We start from the raw sequence: 19,164 nt of genomic DNA, 5'->3' as shown, positions 1-19,164 counted from the left end.
GCATTCATGCATATACCGCAGCGGCGCAATCTAATGCGCATAGCTTTTAACCCAAGCGCTTCTGCGCTTCGCTGATGGCGAAGGCGACTTGTTGAGGAGCGACACCACCTTGCGCATTACGCTTATCCAGGCAGGATTGCAGCGACAGAATTGGATACACGTCATCCTCAATCACCGCGCTGAACTGCTTCAACTGCGCCAGAGTGAGCGCTTCCAGCGCCACGCCTTGCTTGATCGCTTCCACCACGGTTTCACCCACAATGTGGTGGGCTTCGCGGAACGGAACGCCTTTTGCCACCAGATAATCGGCCAGCTCGGTCGAGTTGGCGTAGCCCTGCTCAGCGGCTTCCTGGCAACGCGGACGTTTTACCTGAATGCCGTCCAGCACCAGCACCGACATATGCAGGCAGTCGAGCCAGGTATCCAGCGCATCGAACAGCCCTTCTTTGTCTTCCTGCATATCTTTGTTGTACGCCAGCGGCAGGCCTTTCAGCGTCATCATCATGCCGGTCAGCGCACCTTGCACACGGCCACATTTGCCACGGATCAGCTCCAGCGCATCCGGGTTTTTCTTCTGCGGCATCAACGACGATCCGGAAGTGACTTTATCCGACAGCTCAAGGAAGCCCGCTTCACCGGTGTTGAAGAAGATCAGGTCTTCAGCAAAGCGCGACAGATGCACCATGCCAATCGAGGCGTCTGACAGCAGCTCGAGCACGTGATCGCGATCGGAAACGGTATCGAGGCTGTTACGCGTGGCAGAGGCAAAACCTAACCAGCCGGCCAGCTGCTGACGATCGATCTCGTAGGCGGTACCCGCCAGCGCGCCGCAACCCAGCGGACTGACATCCATACGCTTCAGTGCATCCTGCAGACGGCTCTCGTCACGCGCCAGCATCTCAACGTACGCCAGGCACCAATGCGCGAACGTCACCGGTTGCGCACGCTGCAGGTGCGTGTAACCCGGCATCACCGCGTCCTGATTGGCTTGTGCCGTGGCGACCAGCGCCGATTGCAGCTCGCGCGTCGCCTCCAGCAGCACGGCAACCTGCTCTTTGCACCACAGTTTTAGATCGGTCGCGACCTGATCGTTACGGCTACGGCCGGTGTGCAATTTCTTGCCCAGCGCGCCGACTTTGTCGATCAGCTTGCCTTCCACCCAGCTGTGAATATCTTCCGCATCGCTTTGCAGAATCTGCTCAGGATTGGCGCGTACCTCAGCCAGCAGTTCATTCAACGCGCTTTCCAGCTGTTGCTGCTCTTCATTGGTCAGCACGTTGACCGTCACCAGCGCTTTTGACCAGGCAATCGAGCCGGTAATGTCCTGCTCGGCCAGACGATAGTCAAAACGCAGCGAGTCGTTGAACTGTTTGAACCGTTGGTCTGCTGCCTGCGAAAAACGTCCGCCCCAAAGTGCCATCTGCATTACTCCTGAATCTGTTATAGAAAAGGCGGCCCGAAGCCGCCCTTGCAAAATATGTCGATTGCCGCGGTATTACTTCTTCTGCTCGTTCAGCGCGCGAATGCGTGAAGAGAGTGAGAACAAGCGGATAAAGCCGCCCGCGTGACGGTGATCGTAAACTTCGTCTTCGCCAAAGGTGGCGAACTCTTCTGAGTACAGGCTGTTAGCAGAGGTTTTCTGAATCGCCGTGGCCTGGCCTTTATACAGCTGCAGTACCACTTCGCCATTCACCTCTTCTGCCAGGGATTCAGCTGCGGCCTGGATAGATTTACGCAGCGGCGCGAACCAGCGACCATCGTAAACCACGTAAGACATTTCATGGCCCAGCTGCTCACGCCATTTGAAGCTATCGCGATCCAGCACCAGTTGTTCAACCGCACGCAACGCGTTAACCATGATGGTGCCGCCTGGAGTTTCGTAGCAGCCGCGGGACTTGATGCCTACCAGACGGTTTTCCACGATGTCGATACGGCCGACGCCGTGTTTGGCGCCCAGCACGTTGAGTTTTTCCAGGCACTGGAACGGGCTAAGCGTCTCGCCGTTCACCGCCACCACGCGACCTTTCTCCACGGTGACCGTGACATTTTCTGGCTGATCGGGCGCTTCCAGCGGATCAACGGTCCACACCCAGCAATCTTTGTTCGGTGCATTGGCTGGGCTTTCCAGCACGCCGCCTTCGGTAGAGATGTGCCATGCGTTCTCGTCACGGCTGTAGATTTTTTCCAGCGACGCGGTGGTCGGGATATTGCGCTCTTTCAGGTAATCCAGCAGCGCTTCACGTGAACGCAGGTCCCACTCACGCCATGGCGCAACCACTTTCAGCTGTGGCGCCAGCGCGGTGTAGGTGGTTTCGAAACGCACCTGATCGTTACCTTTACCGGTTGCGCCGTGGCACAGCGCATCTGCGCCCACTTTCAGCGCCAGCTCAACCTGGGCTTTAGCGATAATCGGACGCGCCATAGACGTACCCAGCAGATAAGTGCCTTCGTACAGGGCGCCAGTCTGCAGAACCGGATACACGTATTCGCTGATGAACGCTTCACGCAGGTCAACCACGTGGCACTCAGACGCACCTGACTGCAGCGCTTTCTTCTCAACGCCTTCCAGATCGGCGGGATCCTGGCCAATGTTCGCCACGAACGCCACCACTTCACAGCCGCCATAGTTCTCTTTCAACCATGGAATGATGGCTGAAGTATCCAGACCGCCGGAGTAGGCCAGAACGATTTTTTTGATGTTTTGCGTGCTCATGTCTTAATCCTTGATTATGCGAGAATCCGGGTGCCAATCGACACGCCGTTGAAAAGGGTTGGCAGTTGTTCAGCATGACGCCAGCTGGCGATATCGACCGGGCGACCGAGCGTGCGGGCGGCATCAAGCGCCGCGTTCACTTTCACGATCATGCCATCGGTGATGATGCCCTGCGCAATCAGCTGCTCCGCTTTCGCGGCGGTCATCTCTTCGATGCGCTGACCTTTGCCGTCGAGAATACCGCTGACATCAGACAACAGCACCAAATCGGCACCGATGGTCGCAGCCAGCGCGGTTGCCGCCTGGTCAGCGTTGACGTTCATCAACTCGCCGCCATCGGTGATACCGATTGAGCTGATCACCGGCATATAGCCTGCACTCAGCAGCGTGTTCACCAGCGCCGGGTTGCCTGGCGTCGCGTTGCCAACGTGTCCCAGCTCTTCATCGAACTGCGCCACGTTGACCAGACCGGCATCGCCGAGGCACAAACCCACCGCGCCGATGCCATATTTCTTCGCCCACGCCAGCAGCGTTTTGTTGGCTGTACCGGCTAACGCACCGGTAATAATGTCAATCTGATCGGCTGGCGTCACGCGCAAACCGTTCTTCTTTTTCACCGGCAGCGCGAGCTTCTTCATCAGCTCGTCCACCACGCAACCACCGCCGTGCACAATGATCAGCGGACGCTGATGTTCATTGCGGTACGCCAGCAGGGCATCAAACAGACGGGCCAGCGCTTCTTCGCTATCCAGCAGCACGCCACCCAGTTTAATGATCAATGGATTCATTGCGTTATCCGTTCGTTAAATCAGAGACAGCGTTTCGGGGAAGCCGAAACGAATGTTTAAACACTGAACCGCCTGCGATGAGGCGCCTTTCAGCAGGTTATCTTCGGCAGCCACCACAATCAGGTGCTCGCCTTGCATGGCGAAGCCGATGTCGCAAAACGGCAAACCGACCACCGCTTTCAGCGCCGGTACGCCTTTGTCATAGACGCGCACCAGCGGTTTGTCGTGGTAAGCGTTATGGAAGGCATCCGCCACATCCTGCTGCGTCACGCCCGCTTTCAGGCGGCAAGTGGTAGTCGATAAAATCCCGCGTGGGAAGCTGCCCAGATGTGGCGTGAAGATCACCGGCGTACCGAGATGCGCCACGATTTCCGGGTGATGGCGATGATTAAACAAACCGTACGGCTGCAAGCTCACTTCACAGAAGCTGGTGCCAACGTTGGCTTTGCGCCCAGCGCCGCTCACGCCGCTGGTGGCGTTAATCACCGGCCACTGTGCATCGTTAAGCAAGCCCGCTGCGATCAGCGGTTTCAGCGAAAGCTGGGCTGCGGTTGGGTAGCAACCCGGCACCGCAACCAGCTCCGCATCTTTGATTTTGTCGTGCTGCCATTCGGCCAGGCCGTAAACCGCCTTGTCCAGCCAATCCTGATGCTGATGGCTGAAACCGTAATATTGCGTATAGAACGCGTCGTCGTTTACGCGGAACGCGCCGGAGAGATCGAACACCACGCAACCAGCTTTGAGGAATTCAGGAGCCAGATCGTGGCTGACTTCGTGGGCGGTGGCGAGGAACACCACATCCACTTTGTCGGCCCATTCAGCGGCATCGCTCAGCGGCTGCAGCGGCAAATCGACAATGCCTTTGAGCTGCGGATGCAAATCCGACAATAACTTTCCAGCATCCGGGCTTTGCGCTGAAACCGCCAAAGCGGTTATGTTCATATGCGGATGGCGATTCAGGTAGGTGGCAAGCTCTACGCCAGCGTAACCACTGGCACCAACGATCAGCGTATTCAACATCAGGCTGTATACCTTATTACAGTCACGTATCGGGTCGCGGCCTTGCCCCGTTGCCCAGAATGCCGTTTGCAGAAGATTTGATGCTTCACATGCAAGCGACGTTATTGTATTTTTATTCACTATTAATGCATGAATATTGATACATCCTAACCCAAGGACCGTCAACAGTGAAGACAAAATTACCACCTTTTATCGAACTCTACCGCCAGTTGATTGCCACGCCATCAATCAGCGCAACCGATAGCGCACTGGATCAGAGTAATGAAACTTTAATCAATTTGCTGGCCGGCTGGTTCCGCGATATTGGCTTCAGTGTAGAAGTGCAGCCGGTGCCTGGCACGCGGCATAAATTCAACATGCTGGCGCGCAGCGGATTGGGCGCAGGCGGCTTGTTATTGGCGGGCCATACCGACACCGTGCCTTACGATGATGGCCGCTGGACGCGCGATCCGTTCACGCTGACCGAACACGACAACAAGCTGTACGGCCTCGGCACCGCCGACATGAAAGGCTTCTTCGCCTTTATTCTGGACGCGCTGCGTGACGTTGACGTGACCAAACTCAGCAAGCCGCTCTACGTCCTCGCCACCGCCGACGAAGAGACCACCATGGCGGGCGCGAAGTATTTCTCTGAATCCACCCAATTGCGTCCGGATTGCGCCATCATCGGCGAGCCCACCTCACTTAAGCCGGTGCGCGCGCATAAAGGTCATCTGTCGAATGTGATTCGTATTCAGGGGCAATCAGGCCACTCCAGCGATCCGTCACGCGGCGTTAACGCCATTGAACTGATGCATGAATCCATTACCCAGCTGATGCAGCTGCGTAACACGCTGAAAGAGCGTTACAACCACGATGGTTTTGCCATTCCTTATCCAACCATGAACTTTGGGCATATTCATGGTGGCGACGCGGCCAACCGCATCTGCGCCTGCTGTGAATTGCACATGGATATTCGTCCGCTGCCGGGCTTAACCCTGAGCGATTTGGATGGTCTGCTAAATGACGCGCTGGCGCCGGTAAGTGCGCGCTGGCCGGGACGTCTTACCGTGGGCGAGCTGCATCCGCCGATTCCAGGCTACGAATGTCCGGCCGATCATGAGCTGGTGCAAGTGGTGGAGAAGCTGCTGGGCGTGCCAACCGAAGTGGTGAACTATTGCACTGAAGCGCCTTTTATCCAGCAGTTGTGCCCAACGCTGGTATTAGGCCCGGGATCTATCAATCAAGCCCATCAACCTGATGAGTTTATTGATACCGCATTTATCAAGCCGACTCATGCGCTTATCACCCAAGTCGTACAGCATTTTTGTCATTGATGAACAACAAATGGGGCATTTCACTGTTAAATCAGCAAATTGCCCCGTCATTGTTCGGGATTTGATAATAAGAATAACTTATCTCGCTTCGCTGCAAGCAAATTCTTTGAATTTCCGCCATTTAGCAGCACATTTACGTAGATTTAAGGCAATTGACGCGCAGGAAGATACGTGGCTAGATAAAAGACGATGTTATGCCCGTTGGGCGTAAGAGTATCAAAAAAGACGATAAGGGTGTCAGGGTCCAATGAACGAACAATATTCCGCAATGCGAAGTAATGTCAGTATGCTCGGCAAACTGCTCGGGGATACGATTAAGGATGCACTAGGAGAGAACATCCTCGACCAGGTGGAGACCATCCGTAAACTCTCTAAGTCATCCCGCGCGGGAAATGACACTCATCGTCAGGAACTGCTGACCACGCTGCAAAATCTGTCGAACGACGAGCTGCTGCCGGTGGCGCGCGCGTTTAGCCAGTTCCTTAATCTCACCAACGTCGCTGAACAGTATCAAACCATTTCGCGTAGCGGCGATGGCGCGAACCATCCTGAACTGCTGAAAAAGACTTTTGAACGTCTGAAACAGCAAGGCGATATCAGCGAAGCGGCGATCCGCCAGTCGATTGAAGAGCTGTCGCTGGAGCTGGTGCTGACTGCGCACCCCACCGAAATTACCCGCCGCACGCTGATCCATATGCTGGGCGAAGTGAACAGCTGTTTGCAGCAACTCGATCATAGCGATATCTCTGACTACGAACGCACCCAGGTGATGCGCCGTCTGCGCCAGCTGGTGGCACAAGCGTGGCACACCGACGAAATCCGCAAATACCGTCCAACGCCGATCGATGAAGCCAAATGGGGCTTTGCCGTGGTGGAAAACAGCCTGTGGCAAGGCGTGCCAGCCTTCCTGCGTGAGCTGAATGAGCAAGTGGAAGAGACTTTTGGCATTAAGCTGCCGGTCGATTTCGTGCCGATTAAATTTACCTCGTGGATGGGCGGCGACCGTGACGGCAACCCGAACGTCACCGCACCGATTACCCGCCACGCGATGCAGCTGAGCCGCTGGAAGGCCGCGGACCTGTTCCTGCGCGATATCGGCGTGCTGATTTCCGAGCTGTCGATGTCCGAATGCAGCGACGAAGTGCGCGAGCTGTGCGGCGATGCGGAAGCGCTGGAGCCGTACCGCATGGTGCTGAAGCGCCTTCGCGGCCAGCTGATGACCACGCAGGCTTATCTTGGCCGTCGTCTTAAAGGCGAGCGCCTGCCGCGTCCGGCCGATTTGCTGGTCTCTAACGATCAGCTGTGGGATCCGCTGTTCGCTATCTATCAATCTCTGCAGCAGTGCGGCATGGGCATCATCGCCAATGGTCAGCTGCTGGACACGCTGCGCCGCGTGAAGTGTTTCGGCGTGCCGCTGGTGCGCATTGATATCCGTCAGGAGAGCACCCGCCATACCCAGGCGATTGCCGAAGTAACGCGCTATCTCGGCCTCGGTGATTACGAAAGCTGGTCAGAAGCGGATAAACAAGCCTTCCTGATTCGCGAACTGAATTCCAAGCGTCCCCTGTTGCCGCATCAGTGGGAACCGGGTGATGAGACGCGCGAAGTGCTGGATACCTGCAAAGTGGTGGCCGAAGCGCCGCAGGGTTCAATTGCTTCCTACGTGATCTCCATGGCGAAAACGCCGTCGGACGTGCTGGCCGTGCATCTGCTGCTGAAAGAAGCCGGTATTCCTTACGCCATGCCGGTTGCGCCGCTGTTTGAAACCCTTGATGACCTGAACAACGCTAACGACGTGATGACGCAGTTGCTGAACATCGACTGGTATCGCGGCTTTATCAATGGCAAACAGATGGTGATGATTGGCTATTCCGACTCGGCGAAAGATGCCGGCGTGATGGCCGCCAGCTGGGCGCAATATCAGGCGCAGGACGCACTGATCAAAACCTGTGAAAGCGCGGGCATCACGCTGACGCTGTTCCACGGACGCGGCGGCTCAATCGGTCGTGGCGGCGCGCCAGCCCATGCGGCGCTGTTGTCACAACCGCCGGGCAGCCTGAAAGGTGGCCTGCGCGTGACCGAACAGGGCGAGATGATTCGCTTCAAATACGGTTTGCCCGAAGTCACTATCGCCAGCCTGTCGCTGTATACCGGTGCGATTCTGGAAGCCAACCTGCTGCCACCGCCGGAACCCAAGCGCGAATGGCAGGAGATCATGAATGGTCTGTCGGCGCACTCCTGCGCGATGTATCGCGGCTATGTGCGTGAGAATCCGGACTTCGTGCCCTATTTCCGCTCAGCCACGCCAGAGCAGGAGCTGGGCAAATTGCCGCTGGGTTCACGTCCGGCTAAACGTCGCCCAACCGGCGGTGTGGAATCGCTGCGTGCCATTCCGTGGATCTTCGCCTGGACGCAGAACCGCCTGATGCTGCCAGCCTGGCTGGGCGCGGGTGCCGCATTGCAGAAAGCGATGGATGAAGGTCATCAGGATGAGCTGGAGAACATGTGCCGCGAGTGGCCATTCTTCGCCACACGTCTTGGCATGCTGGAGATGGTGTTCTCGAAAGCCGATTTGTGGCTGGCGGAGTACTACGATCAGCGTCTGGTGGATAAATCACTGTGGTCGCTCGGCAAGCAGCTGCGCGATCAGCTGGATGCGGATATCAAAGCGGTGTTGACCATCGCTAACGATGCCCATCTGATGGCTGACCAACCGTGGATTGCTGAGTCCATCGCGCTGCGTAACGTTTATACCGATCCACTGAACGTGTTGCAGGCTGAACTGCTGCATCGTTCACGTGCGCAGGAAGAGCGCGGTGATGAGCCAGATGCGCGTGTAGAACAAGCGCTGATGGTGACGATCGCGGGTGTTGCAGCGGGTATGCGTAATACCGGTTAATCGAGTGACATGATGTGAAAAAGGAGCCAACTGGCTCCTTTTTTATTGGATTTTGTAAGGCCGCCATTCATGGCGACCGCCAATCTTAACCTCCCATCGCCGGACGCACACCCAGCGTGTGGCAAATGGCGTAACTCAACTCGGCGCGGTTCAGCGTATAGAAATGGAAATCCTTCACCCCTTCCCGCGACAGGATTTTCACCATGTCCATCGCGACGCTGGCACCGACCATTTTGCGCGTCTCCGGATCGTTATCCAGACCTTCAAACATTGCACTCATCCAGCCCGGCACCCGCACATTGGTCATGGTAGCGAAGCGTTGTAGCTGTTTGAAGTTAGAGACCGGCAAAATACCCGGCACGATCTCCACGTCGATACCGGTTGCGACACAGCGATCGCGGAAGCGCAGGTAGCTTTCCACATCGAAGAAAAACTGGGTGATAGCGCGGTTAGCACCGGCATCAATTTTGCGTTTCAGGTTAATCAGATCGGCCTGCGCGCTTTTCGCTTCGGGATGCACTTCCGGATAGGCCGCCACCGAGATATCGAAATCGCCAACGTCTTTCAGCAGCGCCACCAAATCCGAGCCGTACATCTCCGGCTTGCCGCTGCCCGGCGGTAAATCACCGCGCAGGGCCACGATATGACGAATGCCGCTATCCCAGTAATCACGCGCGATGCTGCGTAGCTCATCACGCGTGGCATCGATACAGGTTAGATGCGGTGCGGCTTCCAGACCGGTACGATCTTTGATGCCTTTGATGATGCTGTGCGTACGATCGCGCTCGCCCGAGTTGGCACCGTAGGTGACGGAGACGAATTTTGGCTTCAGGCTGCTCAGTCGATCGATTGAGCTCCACAGGGTTTCTTCCATTTCGCTGGTACGTGGCGGGAAAAATTCGAAAGAGACATTAATTTGCCCGTTCAGCTCAGCCAGGCTCTGGTTCAACGCTTCGCGTTGATTGGCGTGAAAGAAACTCATCCTAATACCTCGTCATCACATATCGATTGTTTTGCGGCCTTCGAACATCCATACGTTTAGACGTCCAGATGCACAAAATGAACGATTCGCACGCTATCGTCAACTGAAAATTAATGAACAGGCGTGACAAATTTTCACTCAAGGTGAAAGCGTTTCATGATGCGCGAGGGGAAGGTGAAGAATGCAGACGGACGATGCCGTCTGCAAAGTGAGGCAGTTTACAGCAGCTGTGCGAGGCGGTTGATATCCGATTGCAACGCGCCGGCCGTAACGTCACGGCCTGCGCCCGGTCCGCGAATCACCAGCGGATTATCACGATACCAGCGGCTTTCGATGGCAAACACGTTATCGCACGGCAGTAACGCAGCCAGCGGATGCTCTGGTCGCACCGCTTCCACGCCGACGCGCGCTTTGCCATTGGCATCGAAACGCGCCACGTAACGCAGCACTAAGCCCATCTCTTGCGCCGCTTCCAGACGCTGCAGCATCTGATCATTCAGCTCGTCGGCGTTTTCGAAGAAGTGATCAATCGACTCACCGTCGCAAATTGCCGGCACCAACGACTCGACACGCACTTGATCCGGCTCGATGTCGTAGCCCGCTTCACGCGCCAGAATCACCAGCTTGCGCATTACGTCCTGCCCGGACAAATCCACGCGCGGGTCTGGTTCGGTCAGGCCTTGCTGCCACGCCTGATCAACCAGCTCGCTAAACGGCACCGTGCCATCAAATTGCAGGAACAGCCACGACAGCGTGCCGGAGAAGATGCCGCTGATCGCCAGAATGCTATCGCCGCTTTCGCGTAAATCGCGCACCGTATGATTGACCGGCAAACCGGCACCGACGGTGGCGTTATACAGCCAGTGACGACCGGTTTTGGCGAAAGCATCGCGCACCTGACGCCAGCTCTGACCGCTCGACGCACCGGCAACCTTGTTGGCGCTGATAACATGGAAACCGTGACTGGCGAAATCATGATACTGCTGCGCCAGCTGCTCGCTGGCGGTGACGTCCAGCACCACTAAATCATCGAACGGGTGCGCACGCATCCACAGGAACAGCGACTCTTCATCGCGCTCGACCGCTTCATCATCAAAGAACGCCAATGCGCGGCTGGCTTCCAGACCGTCGTAGCTCAGCAAACTGCGGCTGCTGTCTGCCACGCCCGCCAGCACATACTCAAATCCCGTACGCGCCGACAGCGTTTCCTGCTCGCGGGCAAACAGCTCCAGCCAGCGTGAACCGATGTTGCCTTTGCCGAACAACATCAAACCGATGCGTTTTTCTGCGCGGAACAGCGACTGATGCAGTCCCTGAATCAGGTGCTGCGTCGGGCCGACGCGCAGTACCGCCACGATGCTGATGTGATCTTCCGATTGCCAGACAAACTCCACCGGCTGATCTTTGATCTGCTGCCAGAAGCGGTGGCTGTGCAGCGGATTACGCGTCACGCCCGCGCCCACCAGCGCCACCAGCGCCAAGCCGTCGCGCAGCTGCAGATGGCCCGGCAGTGCGGCGTCCTGCAACAGGTTGAAGGCGCTATTCACCACTTCCGAGGTGTAACACAGCTGCAGCAGGCGACGATCGGGATGCACGCCGATTGCCAGCGGACGCAGCTGCGCGCGCTTCAGCAGCAGATCGATCTCTTTCTGCTGGGTTTTGAAATCGTGATTGTCGGGAATTTGAATCTCCACCAGACACACATCATCGTGGCTGGTGACGATTCGCGCGCCGGTGCCGGAGGCTAGCACGCGTTCAATACGCGTCGAGCCTTGCTCAGGTTGATAGCTGCAACGCAGCTGCAAATCGATGTCGCTGTTGGAAACCGGCTGCAAGGTGCGGGTGTGCAGCACCGGCGCAGCCAGACGCGCCAGCTCGCTGGCTTCATCAAGACGCAGCAGCGGCAGCAGGCACGCATCAGAGACTTTACGCGGATCGGCGCTGTAAACGCCTGCCACATCGCTCCAGATGGTCACGCGACCGACGCCCGCCAGCGCACCAATCTGCGTTGCCGAGTAGTCCGAGCCGTTACGCCCAAGCAGCACGGTTTCACCCGCTTCGCTGCGGCTGATAAAGCCGGTCACCACCAAACGCTTATGCGGATGCTGTGTTAACAGCTCCTGCAGCAGCGGCCAGGATTTGCCTTCATCAACCTGCGGCTGCGCGGCACGTTCAGCACGCAAGAAGTCACGCGCATCAAGCCAGGCGGCTTCGATCTCGCGCTGGCTCAAAACCGCAGCCATCAAGCGCGCTGACCAGATTTCGCCGTGCCCCACCACTTCGGCATACACCGCGTCGGTGATGGTGCCATCGAGCAGCGCCGCCAGTCTTTCCAGATCGCGTATAAAGGAAGACGTCAGGGTTTCGGCATATTCAGCAGGCAGCAGCGCAGCAATTAACTCGCTGTGAAAGCGCCGTAAAGCCTGTTGCACCTGATGGGCAGATAAGCGATCGCTCTGGCTCAATTTCAGCCAGCTGATCAACTGGTTAGTGGTGCTGCCTGCGGCAGAGACCACCATTAAGTCGCCTGGCTGGCTGTAATCCGCCATGATGCTGGCCACGCGCTGATAGCAACGTGCGTCGGCCAGGCTACTGCCACCAAATTTATGCAACTGCTTGATCGGCGTTCCCGCGCCCACTGAACTCGTCATGATTACTCCTCGGCTGCGATCCGGAATGCATTATCCAGATCGGCGATTAAATCTTCGTGATCTTCAATCCCAACAGAAATACGCAGCAGTGTTTCCGAAATTCCCGCTGCCGCGCGCGCTTCTGCAGACATGCCGGCATGCGTCATGGTCGCGGTATGCGAAATCAAACTCTCTACGCCGCCCAGCGATTCGGCCAGTGTGAACAGCTGCAGCGCTTTCAGGAAGCGGCGCAGGCGAGCCTCATCGGCATCGATTTCGAAACTCAGCATGGCACCAAAACCACGCTGCTGACGTACCGCAAACTCATGACCGGCATTTTCCGGCAGGGACGGATGATACAGTTTTTTCACCAGCGGTTGTTGCTTCAGGTAATCAACTATCGCCAATGCATTGCGTTGTGCGGCGGCGATGCGCGGTGACAGCGTGCGCAAACCTCGCAGCAGCAGGTAGCTATCAAACGCCGCGCCGGTTACACCAATATTATTCGCCCACCACGCCAGATCGGTGGCCATCGCTGGATCTTTAGAAATCACCGCGCCCGCCACCACATCAGAGTGACCATTCAGGTATTTGGTGCAGGAGTGAACAACCAAGTCGGCACCCAGCGCCAGCGGGTTTTGCAGCGCCGGGCTGAGGAAGGTGTTGTCTACCACGCTAATGGCGCCAGCTTCACGCGCGGCGGCGCAAATGCTGGCGATATCGACCACACGCAGCAGTGGATTACTTGGGCTTTCAACCAGCACCAGTTTTGGCTTCTCGGCCAGAGCAGCGGCCAGCGCCGCTTTGTCGCCCTGATCGACAAACTTCACGCGATACGCGCCGCGCTTGCTCAGGCTATCGAACAGGCGATAGCTGCCGCCGTAACAGTCATGTGGCGCCACCAGCAGATCGCCCGGCTTCAGGAACACGGTTGTCACCAGATGAATCGCTGACATGCCGGTATTGGTCAATACCGCGCCTGCGCCACCTTCCAGCTCTGCCAGCGCGCGCTGAACCACATCGCGCGTTGGATTACCACGACGTGAATAGTCATGCGCACGCGGCTCATTGAAGTCGAGGAAGTTATAGGTGCTGGAGAGATGAATCGGTGGGACAACGCAGCCATATTGCTCGTCATCATTCAAACCGCTACGTACTGCGATGGTTGCCTGTTTACGCGTCATGGTGCTTACTGTTCCTGAAGAAAAAGAAGAGCAACAGGATAACATTCCGCACATAGACGTCAATACATCTGGACATCTAAATGTCTTTGCGTATAGATTGAGCAAATCATCAATAACCGCTAAAATTGTCCGTCATCGCCTGGTGTTCAGCGCGCTTTCCTTTGCAGAAGCGGTGCTCAAGCATAAAACCTGCGGTTTAAGGGGTCAGGCATCGAAAAATCGGGCATAATCAACGGATTTCCCCATATTCAACTTTTATTGATTAAGGTAACCCATGGCTGAATGGAACGGCGAATATATCAGCCCTTACGCTGAACATGGCAAGAAGAGCGAGCAGGTTAAGAAAATCACAGTTTCTATCCCGCTGAAAGTGCTGAAGATTTTAACGGACGAGCGCACCCGCCGTCAGGTGAACAACCTGCGTCACGCCACCAACAGCGAACTGCTGTGTGAAGCCTTTTTGCATGCTTTCACCGGGCAGCCTCTGCCGAACGATGTCGATTTGCGTAAAGAACGCAGCGATGAGATTCCGGAAGAAGCGAAACAGATTATGCGTGAAATGGGCATCGATCCCGATAGTTGGGAATACTGAAGCCAGAAATAAAAAAACCCAGCCGAGGCTGGGTTTTTTCTTGCTGCCGAATCGCGAAGATTCGACGGCCAAAAATCTTATTTCTTGCTTGCTGGCACGCTGAAACGCTTGTTGAAGCGATCTACACGGCCACCGGTGTCAGCAATACGCTGCTTACCAGTGTAGAACGGGTGGCATTTGCCGCACACGTCCAGGTTCAGACCAGAAGCCATGGTTGAACGGGTGTTGATCACGTTACCGCAAGAGCAAGTCATGGTTACTGCTTCGTACTTAGGGTGAATACCTTGTTTCATGGGAGAACCTCATAAAAGGCCGTGTCGCTCTCCGTGCCAGGCTCAGCCTGCACAGCACCACACGCGGTTGAACATTAAGTGTATGCTCCGACAAGTGTTCTCATCGAAGGCGGCATAGTATACAGAAATTAACCGGTTTTAGCAAATAGCCGCTTCCTAATTAGCCGTGTACACTACTTCTCCTTAATTCAGAACCGGATAGAGATTCAGATGCCCGTTGTTCAGGTTGCCCTGCCCGTTCCGCTACCTCGCCTGTTTGATTACTTGCTGCCTGCCGATGCGCCGCAGCCGGTGGCGGGCGCACGCGTGAATGTGCCGTTCGGCAATCGCAAAATGATCGGCATTGTGATCGGTACGCGTGAGACCAGCGATCTGCCGCTGACGCAGCTCAAGCAGATAGAGAGCGTGCTCGACGATCAAAGTCTGTTCTCGCCCGCGCTGTGGCGCATTTTGCATTGGGCCGCCAACTATTATCATTCGCCGCTCGGCGAAGTGCTGAGCCATGCGCTGCCGGTGCTGCTGCGTCAGGGCAAACCCGCGCAGGAAGCGCCGCTGTGGCAATGGGTGATTAATGATGCTGGCCGTGAAGTGGCGATGGAGAGCCTGAAGCGCGCGCCGAAACAGCAGCAAGCGCTGGCGATGCTACGTCAGCGACCGCTCTATCGTCATCAGGTCAGCGAACACGATTTTACCGATGCCGCGCTGCAAGCGTTGCGCGCAAAAGGCTTGTGCGAACTGCGTGAACACACGCCGCAGATGCACGACTGGCGTACCAGCTTTGCCGTCAAAGGGGATCGCCTGCGCCTGAACACCGATCAGGCGATGGCGGTGGGCGCGATGCGCAGTGAAGACGATCACTATGCGCCGTGGCTGCTGGCCGGCATTACCGGCTCGGGTAAAACCGAGGTGTATCTCAGCGTGCTGGAGAACGTGCTGGCACGCGGCAAACAGGCTTTGGTGCTGGTGCCGGAAATCGGCCTGACGCCGCAAACCATCGCCCGCTTCCGTGAGCGCTTTGATGCGCCGATTGATGTGCTGCACTCGGCACTGAATGACAGCGAACGCCTCGCCGTCTGGCTGCGCGCGCGCAGCGGCGAAACGGCGATTGTTATCGGTACACGCTCGGCGCTGTTCACGCCGCTGGCGCGCCCCGGCGTCATCATCATTGATGAAGAGCACGACAGCTCGTACAAACAACAGGAAGGCTGGCGCTATCAGGCGCGCGATCTGGCGGTGTTCCGTGCGCATGAGGAAGATATTCCAATTGTGATGGGTTCCGCCACGCCCGCGCTGGAAACCTTGCACAACGTGCGCGTCGGCAAATATCGCCAGCTCAATCTCACCAAACGCGCGGGCAATGCTAAACCGGCGTTACAGCAGCTGATCGATCTTAAAGGCCAGCAGCTGAAAGGCGGATTGGCGCCAGCACTGCTCGGCAAAATGCGTCAGCACCTGCAGGCCGATAATCAGGTTCTGCTGTTCCTCAACCGCCGTGGCTTCTCTCCGGCGCTGATGTGCCACGATTGCGGCTGGCTGGCCGAGTGCCAGCGCTGCGATAGCTACTACACGCTGCACCAGAACCATCGCCAGCTGCGCTGCCACCATTGTGACAGCCAGCGCCCGCTGCCAAATCAGTGCCCAAGCTGTGGTTCAACGCATTTGATGCCGGTCGGCGTCGGCACCGAACAGCTGGAACAGCAGCTGGGCACGCTGTTCCCCGACGTGCCGGTATCGCGCATCGATCGCGACACCACCAGCCGTAAAGGCGCGCTGGAGCAGCATCTGGCCGATGTGCATCGCGGCGGCGCGCGCATTCTGGTGGGCACGCAGATGCTGGCGAAAGGCCATCATTTCCCGGATGTCACGTTGGTGTCGCTACTGGATGTTGATGGCGCGCTGTTCTCGGCCGATTTCCGCGCCGCCGAGCGTTTCGCTCAGCTCTATACGCAGGTCGCGGGTCGCGCCGGTCGTGCGGGTAAACAGGGCGAAGTGTTGCTGCAGACCCATCATCCGGAACATCCATTGCTGCAAACATTGCTGCATCGCGGCTATTTCGCCTTTGCCGATCAAACGCTGCTGGAGCGTCAGTCCGTTCAGCTGCCGCCGTGGACCAGCCATGCGCTGTTCCGCGCTGAGGATATGGATAACCAACAGGCGGCGGAATTCCTCACACAGCTGCGCAATTTGCTGGAAGCCAGCCCGCTTAAAGATGAGGCGATGTGGCTGATGGGGCCGGTTCCGGCGTTGGCACCGAAGCGCAGTGGACGCTGGCGCTGGCAGCTGCTGTTGCAGCATCCGTCGCGCAAACGTCTGCAACAGCTGTTGAGCGGATCGCTGCCGCTGATCGCCACCTTGCCGGCATCGCGTAAAGTGAAATGGACGCTGGATATCGATCCCACCGAGAGCTAAGCCACGCCACAACTGCGAGCCAGATCGAAAAAAGTCGCACAAGTCACAATTTTTATGCAAATTAAGTAACAACCCGACGCGACCTTGGGTTAACAATAGTGCCGACCCGGTTGAAGCCCGGTAATGTCTGAAAATCAATGCGCTGTACCGCGTCAGGAGTTATACGTTGGACCAGAAGCAACCCTCCACCGCCGCCACCATGAAAGATGTGGCCGAGAAAGCAGGCGTTTCAACCGCTACGGTTTCACGTGCGTTGATGAATCCAGAAAAAGTCTCTGCTGCTACCCGGCTCAAGGTCGAAAAAGCCGTGATTGCCGTGGGTTATGCGCCGCACGGTTTGGCGCGCAATGCCAAACGCGGTGAAACACAAACCATTCTGGTGATTGTGCCGGACATCTGCGATCCCTTCTTCAGTGAGATCATTCGCGGCGTGGAAGTCACCGCTGCGCATGAAGGTTATCTGGTACTGATTGGCGATTGCGCGCATCAGAATAAACAGGAAAAAACCTTTCTGAATTTAATGCTGACGCGACAGATCGACGGCATGGTGCTGTTGGGTTCACAGCTGCCGTTTGAGGCGGGCATTGAAGATCAGCGCAACCTGCCGCCGATGGTGATGGGCAACGAATTTGCGCCGGAGATGGCATTACCCACGGTCCATATCGATAACCTCACCGCCGCTTTTGAAGCGGTGAATCACCTGCTGCAGCTTGGTCATCGCCAAATTGCCTGCATCACCGGGCCAGAACACATTCCGCTGAGCCAGTATCGTTTGCAGGGCTACATACAGGCGCTGCGTCGCAGCAGCATCGCCATCGACCCAACGATGATTGTGCATGGCGATTTCACCTTTGAAGCCGGCGCGAATGCGCTTAAGCAGTTGATGAGTTTGCCGCAGCCGCCGAAAGCGATTTTCTGCCATAGCGATTTGATGGCGCTGGGCGCGATGAACCAGGCGCGTAAACTTGGCATGCGCATTCCGCAGGATCTGTCGGTGGTGGGCTTTGATGATATCGAACTGGCGCAATACTACGATCCGCCGCTGACCACCGTGGCCCAGCCGCGTTTTGCCATCGGCCGAGAAGCGATGCTGCTGTTACTTGATGAGCTGCAGGGTAAACGCGTGAATAACGGTTCGCGCCTGCTGGATGCGGAGCTGCGCGTGCGCGGCAGTACGGCACCGGCGGCAAAACGGGAGAAATAGTGCGTAGACGCCTGCATTTTCAGCGGATTCTGAAGGCAGACTGTGCTGGTCAAAGTTCCAGCCCTTGCGTAACATGGCGCATTCATTGCCGGGCAATTAACAGCACATTTACATGCCCATTGGCATTTTTTTGAAGGGTAGCAGAACGAAAGTGGCACAGAAAGATTATGTAGGCCGCGGGCGTTCAACAGGGACGCGTCGCAAAAAACCCGCCAGCCGCAGCAAGAAAAGCAAAGGCGGATCAGGCACTTCAAAGCTCATGATGGTACTGGCCGCGGCCGTGCTGGTCACCTTTGCCGGTGGTTTATGGTTTATCTCGCATCATAAGAAAGAAGAGATTGAGGTCATTCCAAACCACAAAGCCAACGGTAACGGCCTGCCGCCGAAGCCGGAAGAGCGCTGGAAGTACATCAAAGAGCTGGAAAATCGCCAAATTACCGTTCCGTCGCCAACTGAGCCTTCGGCTGGTGGCGTGCAATCACAAACTCAGCTGACCGATGAACAGCGCCAGCTGCTGGAGCAGATGCAGGCCGATATGCGCCAGCAGCCGACGCAGTTGAACGAAGTGCCGTGGAACGAACAAACCCCGGCGCAGCGCCAGCAAACGCTGCAGCGTCAGCAGGTGCAGCAACAGCAGGTTCAGCAACAACAACAGCAGCAGTTGCAACGTCAGCAGCAACAGTTACAGCAGCAGCAGCGCCAGCAACAGTTGCAGCAACAACAGGCCGCGCGTCAGCAGCAGCAACAGCAAGCTGCGCCGATCACGCGTGAGCCAACGCAGCAAACCAAGCCGCAGGAAACGGCCAAGGCGAAAGCGGAAGAGAAAGCCGCTTCACAACGCTGGATGGTGCAGTGTGGTTCGTTCAAAGGTACCGATCAGGCGGAATCCGTGCGCGCCGGTCTGGCATTTGAAGGATTTGAGAGCCGCATTACCACCGGCGGTGGCTGGAATCGCGTGGTGATCGGGCCGTTCAAAGATCGCAGCAGCGCCGACAGCACAGTCAAACGCTTACACAGTTCCGGCCACGGAAGTTGTATTCCCCTCGCTGCTGGGGGTTGAAACCCCTTTTTCCTACCCCATATCTGGTTGCATGATACTCCGCGCCGAGTGCGCGGAGTTCCTTTTCTACTGCA

Annotated in this window: 15 protein-coding genes; 7 read left to right on the top strand and 8 right to left on the bottom strand. The window is 56.9% G+C overall.

All coding sequences use genetic code 11. The annotated features are described in order from the left end of the window. Positions 1–46: 46 nt before the first annotated feature. The 4 genes from argH to argC all read right to left on the bottom strand — a co-directional run bounded on the left by argH (position 47) and on the right by argC (position 4,521). Positions 47–1,420 (bottom strand): argininosuccinate lyase, encoded by a 1,374-nt coding sequence (gene argH / locus KVT28_RS23580; protein ID WP_101760728.1) that lies wholly within the window; start codon positions 1,418–1,420, stop codon positions 47–49. Positions 1,421–1,495: 75 nt separating this feature from the next. Further along, entirely contained in the window at positions 1,496–2,713 is a 1,218-nt protein-coding gene (locus KVT28_RS23575; protein WP_101760634.1) for an argininosuccinate synthase, read from the bottom strand. A gap of 14 nt (positions 2,714–2,727) precedes the next feature. Then, positions 2,728–3,501 (bottom strand): acetylglutamate kinase, encoded by a 774-nt coding sequence (argB, locus tag KVT28_RS23570; protein ID WP_137386748.1) that lies wholly within the window; start codon positions 3,499–3,501, stop codon positions 2,728–2,730. Positions 3,502–3,516: 15 nt separating this feature from the next. Next, on the bottom strand, positions 3,517–4,521 hold the full coding sequence (gene argC / locus KVT28_RS23565; RefSeq protein ID WP_110868176.1) for an N-acetyl-gamma-glutamyl-phosphate reductase: 1,005 nt from the start codon (positions 4,519–4,521) through the stop codon (positions 3,517–3,519). A 167-nt stretch (positions 4,522–4,688) separates the two neighbouring features. On the opposite strand from argC, the gene argE reads away from it, so the two are divergent. Then, positions 4,689–5,837: an acetylornithine deacetylase gene (argE, locus tag KVT28_RS23560; RefSeq protein WP_101760637.1), complete on the top strand. Its 1,149-nt coding sequence runs from the start codon at positions 4,689–4,691 to the stop codon at positions 5,835–5,837. A gap of 247 nt (positions 5,838–6,084) precedes the next feature. After that, positions 6,085–8,736, top strand: a complete 2,652-nt coding sequence (ppc, locus tag KVT28_RS23555; protein ID WP_101760638.1) for a phosphoenolpyruvate carboxylase — start codon at positions 6,085–6,087, stop codon at positions 8,734–8,736. Positions 8,737–8,821: 85 nt separating this feature from the next. Here ppc and metF read toward each other — a convergent pair whose 3' ends face one another. The 3 genes from metF to metB form a co-directional block, all read right to left on the bottom strand. Next, entirely contained in the window at positions 8,822–9,718 is an 897-nt protein-coding gene (gene metF, locus KVT28_RS23550) for a methylenetetrahydrofolate reductase (protein ID WP_101760639.1), read from the bottom strand. Positions 9,719–9,936: 218 nt separating this feature from the next. After that, the gene (locus KVT28_RS23545) at positions 9,937–12,369 is read right to left on the bottom strand and encodes a bifunctional aspartate kinase/homoserine dehydrogenase II (protein WP_008109663.1); all 2,433 of its coding nucleotides are present in this window, start codon (positions 12,367–12,369) and stop codon (positions 9,937–9,939) included. A 2-nt stretch (positions 12,370–12,371) separates the two neighbouring features. After that, positions 12,372–13,532: a cystathionine gamma-synthase gene (gene metB / locus KVT28_RS23540; protein WP_008109665.1), complete on the bottom strand. Its 1,161-nt coding sequence runs from the start codon at positions 13,530–13,532 to the stop codon at positions 12,372–12,374. Here metB and KVT28_RS23535 point away from each other — a divergent pair. Then, a complete protein-coding gene (locus KVT28_RS23535) occupies positions 13,531–13,761 on the top strand; it encodes a hypothetical protein (RefSeq protein WP_217550441.1) in 231 nt (76 codons plus the stop codon). The two genes, metB and KVT28_RS23535, sit on opposite strands and share 2 nt — an antisense overlap. A 45-nt stretch (positions 13,762–13,806) precedes the next feature. Further along, a complete protein-coding gene (gene metJ, locus KVT28_RS23530) occupies positions 13,807–14,124 on the top strand; it encodes a met regulon transcriptional regulator MetJ (RefSeq protein WP_007885403.1) in 318 nt (105 codons plus the stop codon). 77 nt (positions 14,125–14,201) lie between these two features. Here metJ and rpmE read toward each other — a convergent pair whose 3' ends face one another. Next, positions 14,202–14,417, bottom strand: a complete 216-nt coding sequence (gene rpmE / locus KVT28_RS23525; protein WP_007885402.1) for a 50S ribosomal protein L31 — start codon at positions 14,415–14,417, stop codon at positions 14,202–14,204. A 210-nt stretch (positions 14,418–14,627) separates the two neighbouring features. Between rpmE and priA the strand changes: the two genes are divergently transcribed. The 3 genes from priA to ftsN all read left to right on the top strand — a co-directional run bounded on the left by priA (position 14,628) and on the right by ftsN (position 19,090). Beyond that, positions 14,628–16,826, top strand: a complete 2,199-nt coding sequence (gene priA, locus KVT28_RS23520) for a primosomal protein N' (protein WP_101760641.1) — start codon at positions 14,628–14,630, stop codon at positions 16,824–16,826. Between the two features lie 166 nt (positions 16,827–16,992). Beyond that, positions 16,993–18,030, top strand: a complete 1,038-nt coding sequence (gene cytR / locus KVT28_RS23515; protein ID WP_061720292.1) for a DNA-binding transcriptional regulator CytR — start codon at positions 16,993–16,995, stop codon at positions 18,028–18,030. A gap of 151 nt (positions 18,031–18,181) precedes the next feature. After that, positions 18,182–19,090 carry a cell division protein FtsN gene (ftsN, locus tag KVT28_RS23510; RefSeq protein WP_217550439.1) on the top strand — a complete coding sequence of 303 codons (909 nt, stop codon included), beginning with the start codon at positions 18,182–18,184 and terminating at the stop codon, positions 19,088–19,090. Positions 19,091–19,164: the final 74 nt, after the last annotated feature.

This window comes from Pantoea sp. GbtcB22, from assembly GCF_019091025.1.
GTDB lineage: Bacteria > Pseudomonadota > Gammaproteobacteria > Enterobacterales > Enterobacteriaceae > Pantoea > Pantoea leporis.
This window is presented reverse-complemented; position numbering and strand designations above follow the sequence as displayed.